The 23281-nt window shown below is 42.7% G+C and carries 13 protein-coding genes and 3 pseudogenes; 7 read left to right on the top strand and 9 right to left on the bottom strand.

The genetic code is table 11. The features are described from left to right. Window positions 1–817: 817 nt before the first annotated feature. On the top strand, window positions 818–2365 hold the full coding sequence (locus ACOBWA_RS02740; protein ID WP_179799634.1) for an alanine/glycine:cation symporter family protein: 1548 nt from the start codon (window positions 818–820) through the stop codon (window positions 2363–2365). A 409-nt stretch (window positions 2366–2774) separates the two neighbouring features. Here ACOBWA_RS02740 and ACOBWA_RS02735 read toward each other — a convergent pair whose 3' ends face one another. Both ACOBWA_RS02735 and ACOBWA_RS02730 read right to left on the bottom strand, forming a co-directional pair. Next, entirely contained in the window at window positions 2775–3380 is a 606-nt protein-coding gene (locus ACOBWA_RS02735) for a fasciclin domain-containing protein (protein ID WP_101204951.1), read from the bottom strand. Window positions 3381–3801: 421 nt separating this feature from the next. Beyond that, the gene (locus ACOBWA_RS02730; protein WP_057758533.1) at window positions 3802–4356 is read right to left on the bottom strand and encodes a fasciclin domain-containing protein; all 555 of its coding nucleotides are present in this window, start codon (window positions 4354–4356) and stop codon (window positions 3802–3804) included. Window positions 4357–5074: 718 nt separating this feature from the next. On the opposite strand from ACOBWA_RS02730, the pseudogene metH reads away from it, so the two are divergent. From metH to ACOBWA_RS02710, 4 genes and pseudogenes are all read left to right on the top strand, one after another. After that, window positions 5075–8728, top strand: a pseudogene (gene metH / locus ACOBWA_RS02725) (methionine synthase). A gap of 198 nt (window positions 8729–8926) precedes the next feature. Beyond that, window positions 8927–9856, top strand: a complete 930-nt coding sequence (locus ACOBWA_RS02720) for a bile acid:sodium symporter family protein (protein WP_420230151.1) — start codon at window positions 8927–8929, stop codon at window positions 9854–9856. Between the two features lie 240 nt (window positions 9857–10096). Further along, window positions 10097–11378 (top strand): annotated as a pseudogene (locus ACOBWA_RS02715) (IS256 family transposase). Between the two features lie 467 nt (window positions 11379–11845). Next, a complete protein-coding gene (locus ACOBWA_RS02710) occupies window positions 11846–13282 on the top strand; it encodes a hypothetical protein (RefSeq protein ID WP_420230150.1) in 1437 nt (478 codons plus the stop codon). Between the two features lie 168 nt (window positions 13283–13450). On the opposite strand, the pseudogene ACOBWA_RS02705 reads toward ACOBWA_RS02710, so the two are convergent. From ACOBWA_RS02705 to ACOBWA_RS02680, 6 genes and pseudogenes are all read right to left on the bottom strand, one after another. Continuing rightward, window positions 13451–13585, bottom strand: a pseudogene (locus ACOBWA_RS02705) (DUF2256 domain-containing protein); the annotation flags it as partial. 56 nt (window positions 13586–13641) lie between these two features. Continuing rightward, entirely contained in the window at window positions 13642–13803 is a 162-nt protein-coding gene (locus tag ACOBWA_RS02700; RefSeq protein ID WP_082624551.1) for a DUF2256 domain-containing protein, read from the bottom strand. 68 nt (window positions 13804–13871) lie between these two features. Next, window positions 13872–14843 carry a PD40 domain-containing protein gene (locus ACOBWA_RS02695; RefSeq protein WP_101204957.1) on the bottom strand — a complete coding sequence of 324 codons (972 nt, stop codon included), beginning with the start codon at window positions 14841–14843 and terminating at the stop codon, window positions 13872–13874. A gap of 318 nt (window positions 14844–15161) precedes the next feature. After that, window positions 15162–15647 carry an META domain-containing protein gene (locus tag ACOBWA_RS02690; RefSeq protein ID WP_101204958.1) on the bottom strand — a complete coding sequence of 162 codons (486 nt, stop codon included), beginning with the start codon at window positions 15645–15647 and terminating at the stop codon, window positions 15162–15164. A 362-nt stretch (window positions 15648–16009) separates the two neighbouring features. Then, a complete protein-coding gene (locus ACOBWA_RS02685; protein ID WP_101204959.1) occupies window positions 16010–17116 on the bottom strand; it encodes a lipase secretion chaperone in 1107 nt (368 codons plus the stop codon). 46 nt (window positions 17117–17162) lie between these two features. Next, window positions 17163–18239 (bottom strand): esterase/lipase family protein, encoded by a 1077-nt coding sequence (locus tag ACOBWA_RS02680; protein WP_101204960.1) that lies wholly within the window; start codon window positions 18237–18239, stop codon window positions 17163–17165. A 298-nt stretch (window positions 18240–18537) separates the two neighbouring features. On the opposite strand from ACOBWA_RS02680, the gene map reads away from it, so the two are divergent. Both map and glnD read left to right on the top strand, forming a co-directional pair. Beyond that, a complete protein-coding gene (map, locus tag ACOBWA_RS02675) occupies window positions 18538–19329 on the top strand; it encodes a type I methionyl aminopeptidase (protein ID WP_371548431.1) in 792 nt (263 codons plus the stop codon). 238 nt (window positions 19330–19567) lie between these two features. Continuing rightward, entirely contained in the window at window positions 19568–22324 is a 2757-nt protein-coding gene (gene glnD / locus ACOBWA_RS02670; RefSeq protein ID WP_420230149.1) for a [protein-PII] uridylyltransferase, read from the top strand. Between the two features lie 81 nt (window positions 22325–22405). Here glnD and ACOBWA_RS02665 read toward each other — a convergent pair whose 3' ends face one another. Continuing rightward, the gene (locus ACOBWA_RS02665) at window positions 22406–23077 is read right to left on the bottom strand and encodes a hypothetical protein (protein ID WP_420230148.1); all 672 of its coding nucleotides are present in this window, start codon (window positions 23075–23077) and stop codon (window positions 22406–22408) included. Window positions 23078–23281 lie beyond the last annotated feature (204 nt).

The raw sequence follows: 23281 nt of genomic DNA, 5'->3' as shown, positions 1-23281 counted from the left end.
AAAGAAGTTGTCCTAATGATGGCGTTATATACGGCTTTTTACAATTGACCGTTACCAAAACACAACCGCATAGCGTTAACGATAACGCGTTTTTATCATGATAGATATAGAGCAAAAATCTAGCAGTCTGGCGCAATCAGACTAAATGTTATGAAAGTACAAACAATTATTTATATATTATCCAAATCTTGCTAATGTATCTACGACATAAAATACGAATATATCTACCGTCTACAAAGAAATTTCTAGTAATTAGTACAAAAATATGGCAAATTGCAGTTACGTAGCCGTACGGTTTGAATACATTTGGTAGTGGACTTATAGTTTGATTAGTATTAGCGAGTTGTTAATTTCTTAATAAAAACATCAATTAACTGTCAAATTATCGCTTAATACTATCAATTCGCCATACCAATCATGTATTTACTCAAGACAGCTCATAGTAAGTTGAATGCCATCATGGTGATGGATATTTAATTATATAACCGCCTGTTTTATCCGCCGGTCAACTTATGACTCATCTGACGTATAACATGATGATAGAAGACCGCAGTAGTTGAGGTTGTAGAATAATAGTAAACGCAGCTGATATTTATATTGTCAGTGATAAGCGCTATGCAAATAGTCCGTATTACTGACGAGATACGCGGGTAAATACAGACAACTACAGTCCATTCTTGGTGGCCAAGCACATGAGACTTAGACAACAAATAAGTCGATGCAGAGACTTTAACTGCTTAACTTAAATAAGTAAGTTAACCAGTTAGTTTACTCCTAGCAAACAGTGCCACCTTGAGACAGTACTAGGAACATAAATATGGAAGGTTTAGTTAACTTAGTAAATGGAATTATTTGGAGCCCAGCGCTGATTTATCTCTGCTTGGGTGCCGGTCTGTTCTATTCCATTATGACGCGCTTTGTACAAGTACGTCTATTCGGTGAGATGATCAAACTCCTATTCACTGGTAAATCTAGTGCACAGGGTATCTCATCATTTCAGGCACTTGCCGTCTCACTCGCCGGTCGTGTGGGTATGGGTAACATCGCTGGGGTAGCTGCTGCTATCGGCTTCGGTGGCCCAGGTGCCGTTTTCTGGATGTGGATCGTAGCCTTCCTAGGCGCATCTACAGCCTATGTCGAATCTACTCTTGCTCAGATTTATAAAGAAAAAGATGTGGTAACTGGCGAATATCGCGGTGGCCCAGCTTATTACTTTGAACGTGCCCTTGGTCAAAAGTGGTACGGTATCCTTTTCGCAATCGCTTCTATTTTATCATGTGGTATGTTCTTACCTGGTGTACAGGCGAACGGTGTTATCAGTGCATTTGCACAGGTAATGGGCGAAGGTACGATCATGAACGTTGCAGGCCTAGAAGTTGGCTCTATGCGTTTGGTCGGCTTGGCTATCATCTTAGTCGTGCTAGGTATCATCATCTTTGGTGGTATTAAGCGTATTGCAACCTTTACTGAGTTTGCAGTACCTTTTATGGCATTAGGTTATATTGCCCTAGCGCTAATCATCATGTTCAGCAACTTCAGCTTGATTCCAGATGTATTTGGTATGATCGTTGGTGATGCATTCACTGCACAAGCAGGTTTTGGTGCTGCTATCGGTTGGGGTGTGAAACGTGGTATCTACTCTAACGAAGCTGGTCAGGGTACAGGTCCTCACGCTGCTGCTGCTGCTGAAGTTGAGCATCCATCACAGCAGGGTTTAGTTCAGGCATTCTCAGTATATGTTGATACATTACTAGTATGTTCTGCTACTGCATTCATGATCTTGTCTACTGGTATGTATAACATTCAAGGTACGCTACCAGATGGTCAGTTCATCGTACAGAACGTCGCCGCTGCTACTGAAATCAATGCTCCTGCTTTCACGCAAATGGCAATGGAATCTGTATACGGTACGTTTGGTAATGTCTTTATCGCAATCGCTGTATTCTTCTTTGCCTTTACGACAATTCTGGCTTACTACTACATCGCTGAAGTAAACGTCGCTTACTTAACACGCTTCCTTGGTCGTAGTGCGAACAGAACTGGTCTATTCCTAGTGAAAATTCTTATCATGGCGATGGTTGCTTATGGTGGTCTAAACTCAGCTGGTTATATCTGGGCAATCGGTGATATCGGTGTTGGTCTTATGGCTTGGCTTAACATTGTTGGTATTCTTGTCATCTTCATCGTGGCTCGTCCAACACTTACTATGCTTAAAGACTATGAAGCTCAGCGTAAAGCTGGCGTCACTCGCTATAGCTTTGACCCTGCTAAATTCGGTATCAAAAACGCACCGTATTGGGAAGAGCGTCATCTAGCACAGCAAAAAAGCATGAACGCTGATCCATTACGTAAAGATAAAGTGTAAATCGATTTAATAGGATTACTCCTTAATCTTATTGAATAAATAAAAAGCCCGAGACTATAGTCTCGGGCTTTTTTGTTTGGATAGTTTTCCACACCACTACAGAATAGCTTACCGAAAAAACATCAAAGCCCACGTTCATAAGAACTGATTTAATACCTTAAAACTGCCCTTTTATTCTCAAAATTAATCTGTATTCGAAATAACATCTGACTGTTATTTTGTATTTTGCCTGTCTTCTTTATAGAGCTCGCTTTAGCATTAAACTACTTTATATTAATTAAGTCGTCGTACCAGTATAGGTAAACCACAGTTCCCCTATTCTTAATTCATAGACATAAAAAACCTAGCACGATGGCTAGGCTTTCTTTAAATAACTTGTAGATTACGAATCTACGCGTTAATAGACAGCTTATTCAGGCATTAATACTGCATCGATAGTGTGAACCACACCATTGGTTGCCATGATATCTGTACCAGTAATATTTGCTGTGTTACCAGTAGCATCAGTAATTATATTGTCTTCACTGATAGTGATGGTTTTACCATTCGCCGTTTCAATCTCAGTACCGTATGGGATATCAGCCGCTTTAACTTCCATTGCTAGTACATGGTAAGGAAGAACCGTTTTTAGCAAATCTGTATTGGCCAACAACTCTTCTTTAGTCACGCCTAGTTTTTCTAGTACTGGCGCAAATGCATCATCAGTTGGTGCAAATACAGTATGCTTAGTTTCTTCCATTAGCATAGTATCAAGACCAGCAGCCTGTAGCGCAGCGGTTAAGATAGTTAGGTTTTCATTTTCTGCTGCAATTTCAGCGATAGTTTGAGTCGCTTCCATATCCATTTCGGCCATTGGCTCAGCTTCAACAGCTTCTGTCTCAGCAACTGGCTCAACTGCCATTTCTTCAGTGGCTTCTGGTTCAGTTGGCTCTGCAACAGTCTCAGTATCGTTACACGCTGCTAGTGACATGGCTGCGGTTACAACTGCGATAGATAACAAATTCTTCTTTAACATAGGTAATTCCTTTTTGGATAAATAATTGATTAAGGGATTTATTTAAATTAATAACTTTCGATAAATATAATGGTGACCAATGATTGATAAATGTATCAATTACTCAGTCATACTATTTAGTCCGTTATATTGATAGTTCTCAGTCTAACTGTTTAATTTTCAAATGGTATTTACTTAAGTAGCAACACTGTATCAATCACGTATATGGCATTGTTTGCTTGTATATCAGTTATTGCGATTTTTAAGAAAAATGATTTGGATTAACTACTTTTAGATGTCTGTTTTAAAATTTAAACCTAAACAGAAACTTATATAGATAAAGCTCTAAAGTCTAAAACAGCCATTGTCTGATAATGAAATCATCACAAACAATGGCTGCTTAGTCTTATAATAAATACAGTGGGTATGCCTCAGTTAATACTTATTTAGGCAACAATACTCTATCGATTACATGAACGACGCCATTGTTGGCAGCGATATCAGTCTTCACGATATTCGTTGTGCGACCATTTTCATCCATCAATTTGCCTTCTTTAGTTACCATCAACGTGTCTTTGCTAGCGGTCATTACGTTACCAGGCTTCACATCTTTGGCATACATCGCCATATCACCAGCGACTACGTGATAACCCAATACTTTGGTTAATAATGGCTTATTAGCAAATAGCTGTGCTTTGGTCATACCTGTTTCTTGCAATGCTTGCATAAAGGCAGCATTGGTCGGTGCAAACACCGTATAGTGGGCGTTAGGATCAGACAACATATCGACTAGACCTGCTGCTTGTACCGCTTCTACCAATACTGAAAAATCAGGATTGCTTTGGGCAATTTGTACAACATTCATCTTAGCCATACTCTGACTATGCATTGGTGCTTTCATATCGCCCGTCTTTGCTGGCATCATATTATTACAAGCACTTAGACCTGCAATTGAGATAGCCAATGTACCGATGGTGGCAATTTTAGTAAGTTTCATAACATTTTCCTTAATGATTTGAATTTCTTTGACGTTGGTATTGTTTCAACTATGATATTACTGTCTTACAGATCATCCTGCCTGCTAATGCCATTTGCTCACTGTACTGCACTGCTAATACCGATACTTTTGATACAAGTTATTGCTAATAAATGAGCCTATATTTATAAGTAGGACTTACTAAGACCTTGTATTTCTGAAATTAAATTAACATGTAAGCAATCTTTATCAACCTGCCTTTGCGCAATTTTTTGTAGTACGGGTGTAAACTCTGTCTGACTTCTGAGCATTCCCGTTGGCTTTCATTTGCAAAAGAAAAGCTTTATGTAAGCCCTTAGCGAAATGATATTCATTTGTGCGTATCTACTTTATGAAATAGACTCTGATATCTTACTCTGTTACTTAGCTCTCCTCTTATTTATCTATTGCCAAAGAGGAATATGCAGTATCCCTATGTAGCAAACTTTTCATGCTAAAATAATGCAAATTTACGGTCCTCTTCGTGAGACTCTGCACGCTACTGGTTTGTTATTCCTTCTTTTTTAATAATTACGATATAAGCAGCACACCTATGATTCCAACGACGACCTCACCAACCGATTCTCATACCGATACCGCCTCTAGTTCCTCATCCGCTAATGACTTTATATTAACGCCGCCCGCTGTATTTCCATTTAAAGAGCAGCAGCTAACCGCTCGTTCCCGTATCACTGAGCAGATGGCATCACGCATTTTGATGTTAGACGGTGCGATGGGTACGCAGATTCAGACCTATAAACTAGAAGAAGCGGATTATCGTGGTGAGCGTTTTGCTGCTATCGACCAAGATGTACGCGGCAATAACGATCTGCTGGTACTGACTCAGCCGAACATGATTAAAGACATTCATCACGATCATCTGCTAGCGGGCGCTGATATCATCGAGACCAATACCTTTAACGGTACGCGTCTGTCGATGGCTGACTATGACATGCAGTATCTAGTGCCAGAACTAAATAGGACAGCGGCCAAGATTGCTCGAGAAGCGGCGGATGAATTTACCGCAAAAACGCCTGAGAAACCGCGCTTCGTTGCGGGTGTTGTGGGACCGACGTCACGTACGTGCTCGCTATCGCCTGATGTCAATGATCCTGCATTTCGTAATATCACCTTTGATGAGTTGGTACTCAACTACCGTGAAGCGACCTTGTGCCTGATAGAAGGCGGCGTCGATATCATTTTGATTGAGACAATCTTTGATACGCTAAATGCCAAAGCCGCGATATTTGCGATCACTGGTGTGTTCGACGATATTGGCTTTGAGCTGCCAATTATGATTTCAGGTACGATTACCGATGCGTCAGGTCGTACGCTATCTGGTCAAACGGCCGAGGCGTTTTATAACTCGATTCGCCATGCCAAGCCATTGTCTGTTGGCTTTAACTGTGCGCTAGGTGCTGATGCGCTGCGTCCCCATATTCAGACATTGTCAAACATCGCTGATACTTTTGTCTCTGCGCATCCAAACGCTGGTCTGCCCAATGAGTTTGGTGAGTATGATGAAACTGCTGAAGAAACCGCTGCCCTACTCGAAGGGTTTGCCAAAGCAGGTATCTTAAACATTGTCGGTGGCTGCTGTGGTACGACGCCTGAGCATATCCGTCAAATCGCTAAAGTCGTGGCAAACTATCCACCGCGTGTTATTCCTGAGATAGCCCCTGCCTGCCGACTATCAGGTCTTGAACCATTTACCATCAATTCTGATAGTCTGTTTGTCAATGTCGGTGAGCGTACCAACGTTACAGGCTCTAAAAAATTCCTACGTTTGATTAAAACCGAAGCCTATACCGAAGCACTCGATGTCGCTCGCGATCAGGTCGAGGGCGGCGCGCAAATCGTCGATATCAATATGGACGAAGGCATGCTTGACTCCAAGCAAGCGATGATTCATTTCGTCAACTTGGTCTCAGGCGAACCAGATATCAGCCGTGTCCCACTGATGATTGACTCGTCTAAATGGGACATCATCGAAGAAGGCCTTAAACGTACGCAGGGCAAATCTGTCGTCAACTCTATCTCATTAAAAGAAGGTCACGCTGAGTTCGTTGAACGTGCTAAATTATGTATGCGTTATGGTGCCGCGATTATCGTTATGGCATTTGATGAAGACGGACAGGCTGACACTTACGAGCGCAAGATTGAAATATCTAAACGCAGCTATGACGTACTGGTCAACGAAGTGGGCTTCCTAGCGAGGACATTATCTTTGACCCAAATATCTTTGCCGTCGCCACAGGTATCACCGAGCACAACAACTATGGCGCTGACTTTATCAATGCCACGCGCTGGATTACGGAAAACCTGCCGAATGCGATGGTTTCGGGCGGCGTATCCAATGTCTCGTTTAGTTTCCGTGGTAATCCAATCCGTGAAGCGATCAACTCCGTATTCTTATACCACGCGATCAAAAACGGCCTGACCATGGGTATCGTCAACCCAGCCATGCTTGAGCTGTACGATGATATTCCAAAGGAAGCCCGTGACGCTATTGAAGACGTCATGCTCAACCGCAATCAAGGTGAAACTGGTCAAGATGCCACTGAACGTCTAATGACCGTCGCTGAAAACTACCAAGATGGCGGCAAGAAAAAGACAGTACTGTCGATATGAGCTGGCGCGAAGGCACGGTAGAAGAACGCATCGCCCACGCACTGGTCAAAGGCGTGACGACCTTTATCGAAGCGGATACCAAAGAAGCATGGGAGAAGTACCCTAAACCGCTAGAAGTCATCGAAGGGCCGCTCATGGACGGTATGAATATCGTCGGTGACCTATTCGGTGCTGGTAAAATGTTCCTACCGCAAGTCGTAAAATCTGCCCGCGTGATGAAGCAATCCGTCGCGTGGCTAAACCCGTATATCGAAGCGGAAAAGGTCGAAGGCGAGGTCAAAGGTAAAATCCTAATGGCAACTGTCAAAGGCGACGTGCATGATATCGGCAAAAACATCGTCGGCGTGGTGCTTGGCTGTAATGGCTATGATATCGTCGATTTGGGCGTCATGGTGCCATGTGAAAAATCCTCGATACTGCCATCGCAGAAAAAGTCGATATCATCGGTCTGTCTGGTCTGATTACCCCAAGTCTTGATGAGATGGTCTATGTCGCCAAGCAAATGCAAGAGCGCGGCATGACACTACCATTGATGATTGGCGGTGCGACGACCTCGAAAGCGCATACTGCCGTCAAGGTCGAGCCGCAATATCAAAACGATGGCGTCATCTATGTATCGGATGCTTCGCGCTCAGTCGGTGTGGTGACCAAATTACTATCAAAAGAACACCGTCAAGCGCTCATCGATGAGACACGCGAAGAGTATGTCAAAGTGCGTGAGCGTCTGGCTAAGCGTCAACCAAAAGCTGCCAAAGTCACCTATGCCGAATCAGTCAAGATTGGCTTTCAGTATGATTGGGAAACCTATGTGCCACCAGTGCCAAATAAACTAGGACAAGTGATATTGGATGACTATCCAATCGCGAATCTGCTGCCTTATATTGACTGGACACCATTCTTCATCTCTTGGGGTCTGACCGGTAAATACCCGAAAATATTGCAAGATGATGTGGTTGGTGAAGCGGCTCGCGATTTGTTTGAAAATGCAGAAGAGCTACTACAAAAGATGATTGATGAAAAATCAATCGTAGCGAAAGGTGTGTTTAAACTGATGCCAGCGCGCCGTACTGGCGCAGATACCGTCACTGTATATGACAATGACCCACAAAATGGTGGTAAACCGACCTACCAGTTTGAGCACTTACGTCAGCAAAGCGACAAGGCAAGCGGCAAGCCTAACTTTAGCTTGGCAGACTTTATCTCACCATCAGACACCCACACTGATCACTTGGGCGGCTTTACTGTTTCTATCGTCGGTACAGAAGCACTGGCTGAGCAATACAAAGCAGCAGGCGATGACTATAATGCCATTATGGTACAGGCGCTGTCTGACCGCTTAGCTGAAGCATTTGCCGAACATTTACATGAGCTAATACGTAAAGAGTACTGGGGCTACCAACCAACCGAATCACTTACCAATGATGAGATGATTAAAGAAAAATACGTCGGTATCCGCCCTGCACCTGGCTACCCTGCTTGCCCTGAGCATACGGAAAAAGGTAAATTGTTTGACTGGCTCGGTACGGTAGATGCAATTGGTACAACGCTAACCGAAAGCTATGCGATGTGGCCTGCGTCATCGGTCAGCGGATTCTATTACTCGCATCCTGACAGTGAATACTTCAACGTCGGAAAAATCAGTCGTGATCAGTTAGAGAGTTATGCTGAGCGTAAAGGCTGGGATATGAAAACAGCTGAGAAGTGGTTAAATCCAAATTTATAGTCGATTGGCTAATAAAGTTATAGAAACCTGATAGTTATTTTTTGGCTTACTTATTTAATATGGGTAAGCCATTTTTTATGGCGCATCCTTTATTTGTTATCAGCAAACTTATCGCTACGTTCATAGCAAAATACTTTTATCATTCACTAGCGATAACCATGCTAGATTATTGTTTACTTTATTATTTTGAGACAAGCTATGAATCAGATTGCATTACTTTCTAGTTGGATTGGCAAAACCTTTGCAATCTGGGCATTGGTCAGTGCTGTTTTGGGATTTATCTTTCCTGAATTTTTTGCCTCGTTGGCTTTTTTAATCGTTCCCATACTTGGCATTATTATGTTTGGGATGGGCATGACACTCAAAACGGAAGATTTTCTGGAAATTGTTAAACGTCCTAAACCTGTACTGGTTGGCCTATTGGCACAGTTCACGCTCATGCCTTTGATCGCTTACCTATTAACGGTCATTTTCAACCTCGATCCTTTAATCGCAGTCGGCGTTATCTTAGTTGGCTGTTGCCCTGGCGGTACATCTAGTAACGTCATTACGTTCTTAGCCAAAGGTGATGTGGCGTTGAGTGTGGCGATTACCTCTATCTCTACCCTGCTTGCGCCTTTTCTGACCCCGATTCTATTAAATGTGTTTGCTGGTCAGCTGATCGACATCGACCTAGCCAGTATGATGATGACCATTACGAAAATCGTTATCTTGCCCATATTACTGGGTGTTATCTTTCATAAGTTTCTGGGTAAAAAGATCGAGTTCGTCACCGAGGTATTACCGATGGTGTCGGTATTGGGTATCTCTACTATTATAGCGGCAGTGGTGGCAGTATCTAAAGCGACTATCTTAGACAGTGGTGCAATCGTCTTTATCGTGGTTGCCTTACATAATATGATGGGTTATACCTTAGGATATGTAATCGCTCGTTTGTCCGGCTTTACGGAGAAACAACGCCGCGCCATTATGGTAGAGGTAGGCATGCAAAACTCTGGTCTGGGCGCTGCCCTTGCGGCAACTTATTTCAATCCTGTCGCGGCCTTACCTAGTGCGATATTTAGTGTCTGGCATAACTTTAGTGGCGCGTTGGTTGCGAATATTTTTGCTAAAAGAGATGCTAAGTAAGCCATAGTTTCTCTTATTTGCATTCAAAGAGTAAACATTTCAATGTCGGTAAGACAAGCTGCGATCAGTTAGAGAATTATATGTCGCGTAAAGACTGGGACATGAAAACGGCTGAGAAGCGGTTAAATTCGAATCTATAAAACTAGATGATTTATTATGCAATGATTTTCTGAAAAATACATGTGGGAGTTTCCTAAAAACTGTGTAACTGCTTATAATCCATTAACAGGAGAATAAGCAATGACTACTCAATCTGACATTAAAAAACTGGCCGAGCAAATGGCTGGTAGCATGAAAAGCTTTGATAACATCAAAGACTTCCAAAAGCAGCTCATGCAATCCTTTATCGATACTGCCTTAGAGGCTGAGATGGAAGACCATCTCGGCTACCCCAAGCATGAAAAGGCAGATAAACCAAACAAGCGCAATGGGCACACTAAAAAGAGAGTCCGCAGTGACACAGGCGATCTTGAGATATCTACCCCAAGAGACCGCTGTGGCAGCTTTGAGCCTGTACTCGTTAGTAAGCATCAAACCCGTATCTCAGGTCTCGATGATAAAATCATATCGTCATTACAGGCATAGCCTTCCGTCTTGCGCTTCGGGCAAGTGAGCCCCACACACTTGCTTATCCTCGCTCATACGCCAAGGGTCAAACCACCACTGAGATCGTAGAGAGCATTAAAGAGCTCTACGATGTCGACATCTCAAGCTCTCTTGTCTCAAGAGTCACCGATAACATATTAGAGGACATCACCGCTTGGCAGAACCGGCCGCTGAGCAGTGTTTATCCTATCGTCTATCTAGACTGCATCGTCGTGAAGATACGTCAAGACAAGCAGATCATCAACAAAGCCATTTACTTAGCCCTAGGCGTTAACCTTAACGGTAAAAAGAGCTGCTTGGTATGTGGCTCTCAGAGAATGAAGGCGCTAAGTTCTGGCTAGGTGTTCTTACCGAGCTTCAAAACCGTGGCGTACAAGACATCCTCATTGCCTGTGTCGATGGCTTAAAGGGCTTCCCTGATGCCATTAACACCGTCTATCCAAAGGCACAGGTTCAGCTGTGTATCGTACACATGGTGCGCTATTCAATGAAGTTTGTACCATGGACGGATAAAAAGGCCGTAGCGGTTGATTTAAAGGCCATTTACGGCGCTGATACGCTTGAGATAGCAGAGGCCAACCTTGAGCATTTTAATGAGGTATGGGGCAAAGAGTATCCGCATGTCATCAAGTCTTGGCGTAATAACTGGGAGGGCTTAACGGTGTTCTTCGAGTATCCTAAAGACATCAGAAAAGTGATTTATACCACCAATGCGATAGAGTCGCTAAACAGTGTGATTCGGACGGCAGTGAATAAGCGTAAGGTGTTCCCATCTGATCAGGCAGCATTCAAAGTGGTGTACTTAGCCACCCAGCAGGCGTCTAAAAAGTGGTCGATGCCAATCCGTAACTGGACGTCTGCTCTGAATCGTTTTATGATTATGTTTGATGACCGTATCAGTAAGCATTTAATCTAAATGGCAGTTACACAGAATCTGGGATGGTCTCATACATGTAGCTATAGAATTTAAATATACCATCTCCTCTATCTATTTCATGCCATAAAAAATGTAGTAGAAAAAGTGATGGTATTTTATTGTGTATATTTTATACCTTCTAAATATATATTATTACCACTCACTATCTCACACCTATGAATATCCAAAACAGAAAGCTCTCTCAATCAGTCCTACTTGTAGGATTTCGCTAACCAATTTAGTTTTAATAATTCCCTTTTTCTTTCGTGTCCCACTCCTTTGATAACCAACTTTCCTATTTTACTCATTTAAAAAATACTTTTTGGATTGGATTAACCAAAAAATGTTTGATATATTCGTAAATAACAATTTATATATTCTTTATTTAAAATATAATAATAAGGGGTGTGGGGCACTGATATTTGAGCTAAGTAAGATTTTATCTTTTAAATCAAGGAGCGATAAAAATGAAATCATTTAAACTAGCACTATTAGCCATAACAACTGCACTCATTTTACAAGGATGTGGTGAAGACTCTGATTCTGATGAATCACCAACATCGCCGCCTGATCAACCAGATATCACACAACCTGATCAGCCGGATATCGATACCGAAATCGTTGGAATGTGGAGTAGCGACGATGCTGGTAACGACTTATCAGTGATTGTCTTTACAGATGACGGTAATTATGTACAGACTCAAGTCAATGCCAGTCGCTCAAAGAGTGACCCTGAAAATGGTATGGAGTCAGGAACGTATAGCATTGATAGTAAAACAGGTAAACTCACCGCTACACCTATTTTTGACAAGAACGGTAACGCTGGATTATCAGACGCTCCCAATCCCTCTGCTAAAGTAGTGAATGGCAAGCTTATCCTCGAAGTCGATGAAAACGACAATGGTATCATTGATAGTAATGAAATCTACAGATTCTCAGAGGTCAAACCTGAAGGCATCTTAGGATCTTGGAGCTTTGATAATGCCGATGAAGATGAACTAGTCGGAGTGGCTTTCTTAGAAAACAATACTTATATCTATGTGCAAGTGGATGACACTGGTTTAACCAGCAATCCCGAAAATGGCATGGAATGGGGTACTTATGCTATCAACACTACGACTAAAGCGTTAACAACCACACAGTTTTATGACGACAATGATGGAGTTGGATTATCAGAATCGCGTACCCGTTACGCGCGTGTGACTGGTGACACCGATCTTACCATTGAGGTTGATAACAATCAAAACGGGGTAATAGACGATAACGAGAAGTTTATGTTCTCAAGAAACGGGTCTAGTACCGTTGTAGACTCCAAAATGCTATCAGGACTGTGGCGAATGGATCTTGGTAACGAAGAGCTAGTGACTCTATCCTTTTTAGACGACAGCACCTACGTACAAACCCAAGTCACAGGCCCTACTTCCTCAAGAGGCTCGGATAATGGCATTGAGTGGGGCGAATACTCGCTAAAAGCAAATAATGAATTAGAAATTGGCGATGTCGTTTTTGATAATAATGGCAGCGCTGGCTTATCAGATGACGTGCTAAGAACCGTACAAATTACTGATGATATATTGACACTAGGTGTTGATGGAGACGATGATAAGGTTATAGAAAGCAATGAACTATATACCTTTTCAAAAGCCAAGTCTGAGAATGAGCTAGGTATTTGGAAGGCGCGAGCAGGTCAGATTAATGATGAGCTAGTACTGTTTGGCCTTTTAGACAATCAGACTTTTTTCCATATCGAAGTCGATAAAGAGTTGCCTTATGAATACAGTACTGTACCACTCTCTGGTATGGACTGGAATCTCTATACTCTAGGTAACAATGGTCTATTTACCCTTGGACAGTCACTGTATACTAGTACTGGTGGTGATGATTTATCATTTTTTATCAGATGAATGTTAAAGTCGCAGGTGACACACTCACCTTCAACGGCTATGAAGATCAGATGGAAGTACAAAATGACGATGGTGAAACGGTAATTTTTGATCGCCAGTAACTGTCAAAAATAAAAGTGCAAAAATAAAGTTCAGCTTATCAATGGATAGTCTGAACTTTATGTTGATCTAGTCATTTTTTGATTTACTCCGACGACACCGCTCAGAACAATAGATCACCTGCTCCCAGTCTTTCTCCCACTTCTTACGCCACGTAAATGGGCGCTGGCAGACGGGGCAAGTTTTTTGCGGTAGGTTTACTTTTTATGTGCCATTATTTGCTCCCATCTACTTCTAACTACTTGTATTGTGGTGACATCTTACTTTTGATGATCCAGTCCTTCGTACTTTTTAACACGGCGACATTGGTCTGAGCAATAGACCATGCTCTCCCAGTTTTTATCAAGCTTCTTAGTCCAACTAAATTCGCGCTCGCAGACAGGGCAAAGTTTTTTGCGGACATTCTTCTTTTTGTGCGCCATACTTTTTTATCCTCAGATTTATCTTATTTTTGAATTAAGTATTAGAATTTCAATATGCGTTTAATACGTTAACGACTCCACATCGGTGAGCGCACGACTCCACCATTTTGTCCACTAATGGCATAGCTGGTATTGCCTGACAGCGAATGGATGACTAGACTACCATTACTTTGTCCTGCTACTTGCCCGCCCACACTCAAGCGGCGAGTTGGATAGACAGCATAATTACCAGAGGGAGATAGACGTGCGGGTTCATCAAGCCCTGTTTCTGCTAAGTTGACCACCTGTCCCGTCGTCAAGGTCATGACAGCCGCCTTGCGACCATTTAGATAAGCCATACGCTGACCATCTAAGCTAAGCTGAGGACTGGCCACATACCCATTTGTTGATACAGCTGTCGCATTGCCCGTAGCGAAGTCATAACGATAAATTTGCGGTCGTCCAGCACGGACTTTATCACTGGTATAGACAAAGCTCTTGCCATCAGCAGCATAACTTGGCTGTACCTCTGTACTCGGCAGGGTCGTTAACTGCTGGGTACTGCCATCACTCAGACGCATTTTATAGATATCAGCATTACCACCGACCGTAGAGCTATAAAGCAAATCTTGACCATCGGGTGAAAATGACGCTGACATATTACTGCCTTCAGCATTCACCACTAGATTGCGCGTATTGCTACTACGATCATAAATATAAATTTTGGGATGCTCACGCGGGGCTTGTTTGCTATAGGCAAGCAGTTGTCCGTCTGCCGACCATGCTGGCGCATAGATATAGCCATTAAGCTGATCAATTAGCTGACGAGCGCTACCGTCAGGACGAATGCTATAGAGGGTCGATACTTTTGCCGTACCTGCGCCCTGCTCTTCTACATAGGCAATGTATCCTCGGCGATCAATCGCTGGCATACGTGCAGTCAGCGGATTGGTCTCGACTGTACTGGTTGGCTTTTTTACTGAAGTATTAGGTAATGTCTGACAGCCAGTGAGGACGGTAACTATAGCTATCGTAGTAATGACTTTTATGGTTTCAAACATAGCGCGGTATCCAATAGATCCTAATGATAAAAGTATTGTGAATAATTAAAAAACTATCGTCACTGTTGCAGACTCAACGCCATAGATAATATCTTACGATATCAAAGGTATTATAGGGTTATGGCTCTAGTGTAGCCTAAACTGAGTCAAACTTTGGATAAAAAAATGCCCCACTTGATAGCGAGGCATGTTGCGTTTCAAGAAGAGTAGCTTTAAATAAGTAACTTTAAATAAGTAACTTCAGACGAGCAACTCTAGAAAAGTAGTTACAATTGTTTAAGTTTACGAACCAGTCAAACTGTTTACTCAATTATTAAGCTAATTCGCAACGGCTTTAAAATAAGCGACTTGAGCATCATTTTTAATGGTCAAAATAGGCACATTGTTGGCATTCTTACTAAGGCTATATTTACCTTTTACAGTAGCTAAGGCAGCAGTATCAAAGCTAGCTTGCGGTTCAGGACATGCCATCATAGTACTGATGCCGTTTTTAATCTCGACTTCACCATTTGCAACGCTATATCCAGCGCCCATGTTATTACAGGTATTCATAAATGCCACGTAATCTCTACCGTTATCATTCATAAAATTCAACGTTAACGGCTTGGCTGGGTCAAAAAATAGCTGCGTTACTTTATCACCATTGCTACGTTTGGCATCAACAAGCTGCCAGTTGTGTGCTTGCAAGACATCTGCAGTGATTGGTTGGTTAACTGGCGCAGGCAAATTCGTCGTCTGACAACCCGCAGCAAGTGTACCAACTGCCAATGTCGCGGCCATCATTACTTTACTCATGTTTTTCATATCAACTCCTCGCTGTATTGCATCCGATACTTTTACTAGACATCCTATCTACTTGAGCCATTAGCTCTAATAAACATAGTAAAAGCTCAGACTTATTATGATTCATTTATTGTTTTATTTAATGCTCTAAACAATGACAATATTGTGCATGGCTCACAGGGAGGTGTCATCATAAACTGAGTAGTTATTCGGAATGCATTTTGTACTACTTTGCAAGTATCTAGCTACTTGCTCTTGCCAGTACCTAAATGAGCTGCTAACTATAATCTTGCTCACTTTGCCCATCCCTATCAACGATGACTATTGATGGTTATTGATGATAGCTAGTGACGGTAACTATTGACGATAGCTAGTGACGGTAATTATGGATTATTCACAGCTTGCTGTCGTTGCAATGCCGCATAACCATCTAAACGCTTACGCTCAGTGTCATTAAATAGTTGCTGTTCAAGCTGATTTATCTGAATCTGCGCTTGGGCGGCATCGACATCTTGGCTTAATAAGCGATTCTTTTGAGTTTCATACTGGGTGAAGCGTTGGTCAAAATTAGCGTCTTCTTGATCTACTTGTGCCAGTCTTTCTGCTGCCGGTGCGCCCACTAGCTCTCGGCGCATATTATATAATTCCTCGGGCGTAGCACCGCGATCTTTCATCTGTTCAGTGCGAGTCATCAACTCGCTAATATTGGCTTGTTGCATGATATTGGCTTTAGTAGCATTCTCTGGCAATCGACTAATATAGTCCTGACGGGCAGCTTGTTTCTGTGCGTCAGACATCTGCTTATTTTGGTCAATTCTGACCATTTCTATACTATAGTTATCGTAATCATCCTCTGCACCAAAAAATGCTGTGATGGTTGGCTTATCAAAGTACTGCTGACGTAGATTAGCGATGTCTTGTTTTTGCTGGGCAACTGCGTTCAAATCCAGCTCGCCACTTTTGGTCGCCTGTAATTGCAGATTGCCGTAGCGCTTCTCTATCTCAGGAAGTGCTTTAAGGTAAGCAACATATTGATTAAAAATAGTGACCGCTTGGCTAGCGGCAGGCTCTGGTGTGTGATGGCGAATATAACTCTCCACACGGGCAAATATAACCGCTTCCTCTTCCTCACCTAGGGCGGATAAAAAATAATCAAACAAACGCCGCAGACCCTCAGTAACGACCAACTGTTTATTTTCATCGATGATGATTTCACCATCAATTTGGGTGCCCTTTAATGAGCGTGGTAAATTTTCTAATCCTGTGACAAAGTGAGACTGGCTGGGTGGCGTTGTAGCTTTCACGACTTGTCCCGCAGCCAGCTCAGTTGTCACTGATTCGTTAGTCTCATTATTAGAGACGGACGGTTTGATTGAAGCTGAATTTATATCGTTACTAGGCTTGAACCACAAAATAACCGCCGCTGTGGTAATGATAACCACGGCGATGATAGCAACTGTGACATAGGCTGGACGGTGGCTATTTGACATAAACGATATTTCTCAATCAATGAGCATTTTTGTTTTGTAGTTCAGCTTATAGGTTGGCATTTTTCAGACGGTTTACCTGAGTACGGTAGATAGATTTTGGCTCAGACTCTCCCCATGCCGTCAGACCCAAGACTTGATCAGCGGAATCCAAATGGTTCATTCTATAATTATCACGAATCACATAGCCAAGACGACTTGAGCAAGCAGATACCAATCCATCGTTAGACTCACCTGCAAACGGTACGCCCGTTGCGGCTAATAGGTAATCGCTAGGATCAAGTGCGCTCGTTATTTGCCCGACGCCGCTAAACGAATAGTACTTGATGCCATTGACCGCCGTACTAGTCGGTTGACCACAATAGTTTTTTGGCATTGCTGCAGGAAATTTGGCATTGAACTTAGCAGCACCATCGGTCGATAGAGCCACGAGCGCTTGCCAGCCATCTTGTTGTTGAATTTGATTGAAACTGATACCAGAACCAATATCTGTAAAGCCACCAATCAGATTAAACACGCCTGATACTAGCTGGGTGGTGACATTAGATGGCTGTCCAGAAGTATTATTTGGCTCAAGGACATCTTTAACAAAATCAGCGGTTTTTGATCCTTGCTCTGGGCTTGATACCGCAGTTACTGAGGCCACGTACTTTGGCGCGACGCCAGCGACATAACGAATATCTATACCGCCCTGACTGTGTCCAAATAAGTTGACTTTAGACTCACCTGAAATGGCGGCAATGGTCTTGACCTGTTGTAGCAGTTGCTCACCTCGAACTTCGCTGTTATTGACCGCTGACGTTTTGGTGGTATATACCTCTGAGCCACCTTTCATCAAGTCTTCTGGAATACCGTTAAAATAGTCAATGACTCCAAATAGCGTTGTGAAGCCGCCAAGCCCGTGTGCTAAGACGACCGGATATTGAGTTTTAGTGTAACTAGAAGTGAAATATTTACTGTCCACCAACTTGCAACCGTTAGCATTGGCACAATTATAGTATTGTCCTGCAGCTTGAGCAGAAGTGGTTTGCATGGTCATTAGAAGCACACCCGCACTGATTGAACCCAGTATTGGTAACAATGGCTTTGGTGTGAGAGCTGCACGAATGTACAAAGAAAGCGTCATAACAACATCCTTGTTATCATTGATTTGGTTATTTTTACTGCACAACTACAGTAAAAATTGCTGCTAATTCCGTTAGCAGGCAAAATTACATTACTTATATATCCTGCAACATTCAACTAATTTGTCAAAATATGAATATATTAGTCTGACTAATGAGTCATATAAGCCCTTACCAAGCTGTAAAGCAATTATTTTCAATGATAATGATAGGTACACTATCACTTAACGTAAAAGTGTCACTAGTACGTTTATGGTATAATCTATCTACAATGAACCCATAATTATAAGATATACGATGATGACTAAAAAATCCCTTATCCAGTCTCCAGAAGCCATAGAAAAAATGCGTGTGGCCGGTAAACTCGCTAGTGATGTCCTTGTCATGCTCGACGAGCATGTCAAAGTGGGCGTCAGTACCGAAGCACTCAATCAGATCGCCCATGACTACATTGTTAATGTGCAGCAGGCTATCCCTGCCCCACTTAACTATAATGGTTTTCCAAAATCTATCTGTACCTCAGTCAACCATGTTGTCTGTCACGGTATCCCAACTGAAAGCAAGCTGCTAAAAGATGGGGATATTATCAACATCGATGTGACTGTTATCAAAGACGGTTACTATGGCGATACCTCAAAAATGTGGATCGTCGGCAACGGCTCTATCATGGCACAGCGTATTTGCAAAGTGGCACAAGACGCCCTTTACGCGGGTATGAGCGTGGTCAAAAACGGTGCTCGCCTAGGTGATGTCGGCGCGGCTATTCAGGCCGTTGTCGAGCCTGAGCGTTTTAGTATCGTTCGCGAGTTCTGTGGTCATGGTATCAGTGATGAATTCCACCACGAGCCACAAGTCATGCACTATGGCAAAAAAGGCACTGGTTTTGAGCTAAAAACAGGTATGACGTTTACCATCGAGCCTATGATTAACCAAGGCACGTGGCAGACTAAGATTTTGCCTGATGAGTGGACGGCGATTACTAAAGATCGCAAACTGTCTGCTCAATGGGAGCACACCATGGTCGTAACAGACAATGGTTGTGAAGTGTTTACCACTCGCCCCGAAGAAGATTTAAGTTTTTTGACGCAGTAGTACAATCAAAGATCGCTTAGGCGGTCTTTTTTTGGTCTTTAATTAGGGCATATTGAGTATTGTGCTTATAGGCGCTTTGTCTTTATACTCAGATGACCTGATAACTTCTATTGATATATTTATCAGCACCTATATTGATATATGCTATTCGTGACTTTTATTAGCCATCAGTACATTAGATGCCCAATAGCGCTCAGCTCAAACGTTCTATTTCTAAACTCTTAACTGGATAACACTCATGTTTAATTGTGATATCGCCTCTGTTGATTTGACGCCTTTACCGATACTACCAAGTGAGGTGGCGACAGACTCATCCCCACTGTCAGCCAAAAATGTGACAGACAAGAATCTACTTGGCATTCCTGAATGGTTGGCCCAGATCAACGACGATATCAGCCGCTCACTAGAACGTGGCACCAATATTCGTCAGCTGGTTGCAGCACGTGCTTGCGCTATCGACAGCCTATTGATTGCCTTGTTTAAATGGTTTGAGTTAGATAAGACTGATTTGGCATTTTTCGCGACTGGTGGCTACGGGCGCGGTGAGCTATCGCTCTACTCAGACATTGATATTTTGCTTCTGTCTCCTGGTGAAATAGGTACTGATGCTAGTAGTAAAATTGACAAACTAGTCGCTCTACTATGGGACATAGGACTAGAGCCTGCGCTCTCCGTACGTAGTGTCAATGATGCGCTAGAGGCCGCGCTTGATCATACGATTGCTAGTGCTCAGCTAGAGGCTCGACTCCTAATCGGCAATGAAACATTGCAAGACATGCCCGCTCAAATCGTCAATAAACAGTGGTCTCCTCGCGCCTTTTTTGATGTAAAAATGGAAGAATCCAAAGCGCGTTATTTGCAGCACAATGCAACCGAGTACAATCTTGAACCCAATATCAAAACAGCACCGGGCGGGCTACGTGATATCCATATCATCGGCTGGGTCACCAAGCGTTATTTTCGCGTGAGCAAGCTATATGATTTGGTGCAACAGAACTTTTTGACTGAAAAAGAGTTTGATGAGTTGAGCTTTGCCGAAGGGTATTTATGGCAGATTCGTCATTACTTGCATGTACTGACGGGCCGTAATGAAAACAAGCTGTTGTTCGACTATCAGCGTGAGATTGCTCAGCTAATGGGCTACGAGACCCAGCCTGATGACCAGCCTAATGCTGCGGTCGAACGGTTTATGCGTGACTATTATCGCTGTGCGATGCAGATATCAACACTGTCTGAGATGCTGACCAATCATTATTATGAAACGATCATAGAGCCGCAGCTGCCTGACGATGAACGTCCAAAAAAACAGCCTATAAATGCACGGTTCAACCGTATTGGCAACCAGATTGCCATCGCGCATCATCGAGTTTTTGCACAGCACCCTGAGTCTATCTTAGAAATGTTTTTATTGATGGGTCAGCATGGCATCGATAAAGTTCGCACCCACACCTTACGCGCACTCAAAATTGCCGCGCGAGGCATCGATCAGATATATAGAGACAACCCTACTCACAAAGCGTTGTTTTTATCGAATCTAAAAGAACAAAACTACCTATTCCATCGTCTACGTACCATGAATCGCTATGGAGTATTAGGTAACTATATTCCTGCTTTTGCGCAAGTCACTGGCCTCATGCAATATGACTTGTTCCATCGTTATACAGTAGATGCGCATACCTTGTTTTTGATTAGAATTTTGCACCGATTTACAGATCCGACCTTTCAAGAAGATTTTCCGCTAGTCAGCTCTATCTTTCAGCGTATCGAGCGTAAAGAGATTTTGGTACTGGCAGCGATGTTCCATGATATTGCTAAAGGCCGTGGCGGTGACCATAGTGAGCTTGGTCAAACTGAATCGATTGAGTTTTGTTTATCGCATGGTATGAGCTTGGCGGATGCGAACTTAGTAGGCTGGCTCACGCGCTATCACCTTCTTATGTCGATTACTGCACAGAAAAAAGATATCTCAGACCCTGAAGTAGTCACTATTTTCTCTGATCTCATCGGTAACGTGACTCATCTAAACCATCTGTATGTACTGACAGTGGCTGATATGAATGCGACCAACCCACAGCTATGGAATAGCTGGCGGGCAACCCTCATGAAACAGCTATACTCACAAACTCGGCGTATCTTGCGCGCTGATATCGATGCGCCCACCAATCGTCAAGATATGATTAGTGCCACACGTAAGCAAGCGTTGACGATGCTGGATAATGTCAATAACCAGCATATGAACCGCGATGAAGTATTGCGTCTATGGGATGACTTGGGCGATGAGTATTTCTTGCGAGAAATTGCAGAAGATATCTTATGGCATACCGAAGCTATTTTGAATCACCCACCGATTGGATTGGCCTCTAACGCTGACAGTCCGCCCTTGGTCGTTTTGCGAGAACATCGCGAATTGGCACTTGATGCGGTACAGGTCTTTGTTTATACCCAAGATCAGATGAACCTATTTGCCGTTACCATGGCAGTATTTGATCAGATGAATCTCGACGTTTTAGATGCACGTATTATCACAGCGACCCGTGACTTTGCTTTGGATTCTTATGTATTGCTAGATCCTAGTGGCACATTACTGGTCGATGAGGAGAGTCAACAAGAGCTAAAACAACGCTTAATCGACTCGTTCAAAGACCCTACCGTGCTTAAACTGACGAACAAGCGTATGCCACGTCAGTTAAGACACTTTGAAGTAAAAACGGTGATTAACTTTGAATTCAATGAAGCATCAGATCAGCACATCATGAGCTTAGAAACGCTTGATCAGCCAGGGCTATTGGCGCGAGTTGGGCAAGTATTTTTGCAAGAGCAAATCGAAGTACATGCTGCGCGTATTACCACTCTAGGTGAGCGTGCGGAGGATATGTTTTATATCAGTGATCAAAACGATAAGCCACTATCACCTGATAGACTTGAAGCATTAAAGGCAGCGCTATTAGCCAGTCTTACTGTTCAGAAAGAGCATAATAGCGTAATATATTTTTGATACGGCTAGATAGTTTTGGTTAGCCATTATTTTGAATATTAACTAGTAAAAGTAGTCTGATAGTCATCATAGAAGTACGTTTTATAACGTACTTCTATAGGTTATCTCGCTGGCATGTTCGTTCAATTCATCGTCAGCAAGCTCTGGCGGCAAAACACCTACTTCAGGTGGCTGCTGCTCCATGATTAATCGTCCAGCATCGACTTCTTTTTGTAGCAAACACTGCAAGCTTGCTAGGTGAAAATGTCCGTCTAGATAATCATCTAACGCTTCCAAAGAGATAGGCGACTTGGCATGTACATCAGGATACAGGCTATCCTCTGCCAGAATAATCATCTCATTGAGCGCCTCTTCGCGCATTAGCTCGTCGTTGTCTATTTTGCGCTGGAGTTTGTTTTCCAATTGGCCTTTAGCAGCAAGTGCGCTGACAAAAAATATGGTCTGTATTACAAACAAAGAAACGTACTGCCATAGCGGTAATGAGATACCAAATATATTATTGAGCAGCATCAAGGCCATTGCCACTACCACGTAGCCGACCAATTGCCACAACAGCCACATAATGAGGCTGTTTTCACCATACCAAAACATTTTCTTTTCTTGACGTTCGATCAGTTGTTGGCGCGCTTGCCACCAGCTCTGTTCACGCTCTTTTAGCAGCTTATACAGGTTAGAACGCTGCACACTGTTATCAAGTTTTTCATTATTGATATCTTTAGCGATGAGATCATCATTATTTAGCACACTAGACATATCAAACTATCCTTAAAACGATCTACCACTTTTGTGATGTAGTCATTTTTTATATTGTTATAGATTATAAATTATGAAAGGTTCAAAAGACTTTTGAGCGACTACCTATTTGGTAGTCATACAATGAATAGCTTACGTTTGGTAAATGCCTATTCACGATATAAGAAGAAAAGGACAAAAAATTAGAGAAGTGCTACACTGCTC

Source organism: Psychrobacter sp. ER1 (assembly GCF_048631835.1).
GTDB lineage: Bacteria > Pseudomonadota > Gammaproteobacteria > Pseudomonadales > Moraxellaceae > Psychrobacter.
This window is presented reverse-complemented; position numbering and strand designations above follow the sequence as displayed.

Coding starts and splice junctions, on each gene's coding strand:
- ACOBWA_RS02740 (WP_179799634.1), top strand. CDS start 818: ATGGAAGGTTTAGTTAACTTAGTAAATGGAATTATTTGGAGCCCAGCG.
- ACOBWA_RS02735 (WP_101204951.1), bottom strand. CDS start 3,380: ATGTTAAAGAAGAATTTGTTATCTATCGCAGTTGTAACCGCAGCCATG.
- ACOBWA_RS02730 (WP_057758533.1), bottom strand. CDS start 4,356: ATGAAACTTACTAAAATTGCCACCATCGGTACATTGGCTATCTCAATT.
- ACOBWA_RS02720 (WP_420230151.1), top strand. CDS start 8,927: ATGAATCAGATTGCATTACTTTCTAGTTGGATTGGCAAAACCTTTGCA.
- ACOBWA_RS02710 (WP_420230150.1), top strand. CDS start 11,846: ATGAAATCATTTAAACTAGCACTATTAGCCATAACAACTGCACTCATT.
- ACOBWA_RS02700 (WP_082624551.1), bottom strand. CDS start 13,803: ATGGCGCACAAAAAGAAGAATGTCCGCAAAAAACTTTGCCCTGTCTGC.
- ACOBWA_RS02695 (WP_101204957.1), bottom strand. CDS start 14,843: ATGTTTGAAACCATAAAAGTCATTACTACGATAGCTATAGTTACCGTC.
- ACOBWA_RS02690 (WP_101204958.1), bottom strand. CDS start 15,647: ATGAAAAACATGAGTAAAGTAATGATGGCCGCGACATTGGCAGTTGGT.
- ACOBWA_RS02685 (WP_101204959.1), bottom strand. CDS start 17,116: ATGTCAAATAGCCACCGTCCAGCCTATGTCACAGTTGCTATCATCGCC.
- ACOBWA_RS02680 (WP_101204960.1), bottom strand. CDS start 18,239: ATGACGCTTTCTTTGTACATTCGTGCAGCTCTCACACCAAAGCCATTG.
- map (WP_371548431.1), top strand. CDS start 18,538: ATGACTAAAAAATCCCTTATCCAGTCTCCAGAAGCCATAGAAAAAATG.
- glnD (WP_420230149.1), top strand. CDS start 19,568: ATGTTTAATTGTGATATCGCCTCTGTTGATTTGACGCCTTTACCGATA.
- ACOBWA_RS02665 (WP_420230148.1), bottom strand. CDS start 23,077: ATGTCTAGTGTGCTAAATAATGATGATCTCATCGCTAAAGATATCAAT.